The sequence below is a fragment of the Roseburia sp. AM59-24XD genome (assembly GCF_003478445.1).
Classification (GTDB): Bacteria; Bacillota; Clostridia; order Lachnospirales; family Lachnospiraceae; genus Jutongia.
In genome coordinates this window covers 1-1,538 of the sequence record NZ_QUET01000070.1, presented here as the reverse complement: position 1 = coordinate 1,538, position 1,538 = coordinate 1, and the positions used below count along the sequence as shown (strand labels likewise).

Below are 1,538 nucleotides of genomic sequence, written 5' to 3'. Positions count from 1 at the left end.
CACATATATAGTGCTTCCACAGCTTGTAGACACAGGGTTTCAGGTTCTCTTTCACTCCCCTCCCGGGGTTCTTTTCACCTTTCCTTCACAGTACTATGCGCTATCGGTCACTAAGTAGTATTTAGCCTTGGGGGGTGGTCCCCCCGATTTCCCACAAGGTTCCACGTGTCTCGTGGTACTCCGGATCCTGCCGCTGCCTTCCGCTTTCGAATACGAGGCTTTCACTCTCTCTGGCTGGCTTTCCCAAAACCATTCTTCTAGCTTTCAGCTCACTTTTGCAGTCCATGACCCCGCGGTGCACGCACCGCGGTTTAGGCTCCTTCCCTTTCGCTCGCCGCTACTCAGGAAATCGATGTTTCTTTCTCTTCCTCCGGCTACTTAGATGTTTCAGTTCACCGGGTTCCCTTCCATACGTTATGTATTGGCGTATGGATGACAGAGGTTTTCTCTGCCGGGTTTCCCCATTCGGAAATCTGCGGGTTAGCGGATATTTGCTCCTAACCGCAGCTTATCGCAGCTTATCACGTCCTTCTTCGGCTCTTAGTGCCAAGGCATCCTCCCTGCGCCCTTATCAGCTTAACCTTTACAGTTATCTCTAACTGCTGAAACGGTTCCTGATTCTCTGTCTGCTTACCGCAGACAGACGATATGTCCATGTGATATCGCCTGCGGCGATGGGACATATCTCCTGAATCTTTTTACTTTCTCACACGCAACAGATCAGCAAGTGATCTATTGCTGCAAAATAGCATTAACTGATTCTTACAATCACTTGTATAGCGTTACAAATGATGGCTTGTTGCTTTCTCGCATTTGTTAATTCTTAATCTGAATTGACTTCGATTCTTGATCTTTATGATCTTAAATCTGCGTTTGGATGTCTGACTTATAACATACTTTCGTTTGTTATAATCATTTCGATATACAGTTTTCAAGGTACCTGTACGGTAAGTTTCCTTACCGAATGGAGACGGAGAGATTCGAACTCTTGACCCCCTGCTTGCAAGGCAGGTGCTCTCCCAACTGAGCTACGCCCCCAGCTAATCAAATAATCTAGGTTAGTTATTTAATTTTATGGGCTTAAGTGGACTCGAACCACCGACCTCACGCTTATCAGGCGTGCGCTCTAACCAGCTGAGCTATAAGCCCTTTTTGATTCGGCGACCACCTACTCTCCCATGCCGTCTCCAGCATAGTACCATCGGCCGCTTAGGTCTTAACCATCGTGTTCGGGATGGGAACGGGTGTTACCCCTAAGCGCATCGTCACCGAAATGTTATGTTATTAACTAGTCTCGAGTGCAAGTTCAGCTCCCACTTCATAGATTTTACAAGTAAAATCTATTTCAGCGCGATCAGCCTCATATACATCCGTAATCAGGCGTGACGATCAAAGTAAACTCTACGTTCACACCCGATTTACGGATGTGCACTCGATCCTTGATAACTCAACAGTAAAACAACCCTTACTCGCTCTCTTAGAAAGGAGGTGATCCAGCCGCACCTTCCGATACGGCTACCTTGTTACGACTTCACCCC

General features: G+C 47.2%; 2 tRNA genes and 3 rRNA genes. All 5 read right to left on the bottom strand.

The features are described 5' to 3' along the window. Positions 1-582 (bottom strand): 23S ribosomal RNA (locus tag DXA20_RS15910); the annotation flags it as partial. Between the two features lie 383 nt (positions 583-965). Continuing rightward, positions 966-1,038 (bottom strand) — tRNA-Ala (locus DXA20_RS15905). Positions 1,039-1,075: 37 nt separating this feature from the next. Further along, positions 1,076-1,149, bottom strand: a tRNA-Ile gene (locus DXA20_RS15900). A 6-nt stretch (positions 1,150-1,155) separates the two neighbouring features. Further along, positions 1,156-1,273: ribosomal RNA gene (rrf, locus tag DXA20_RS15895) — 5S ribosomal RNA — on the bottom strand. A gap of 208 nt (positions 1,274-1,481) precedes the next feature. Continuing rightward, positions 1,482-1,538 (bottom strand): 16S ribosomal RNA (locus DXA20_RS15890); the annotation flags it as partial.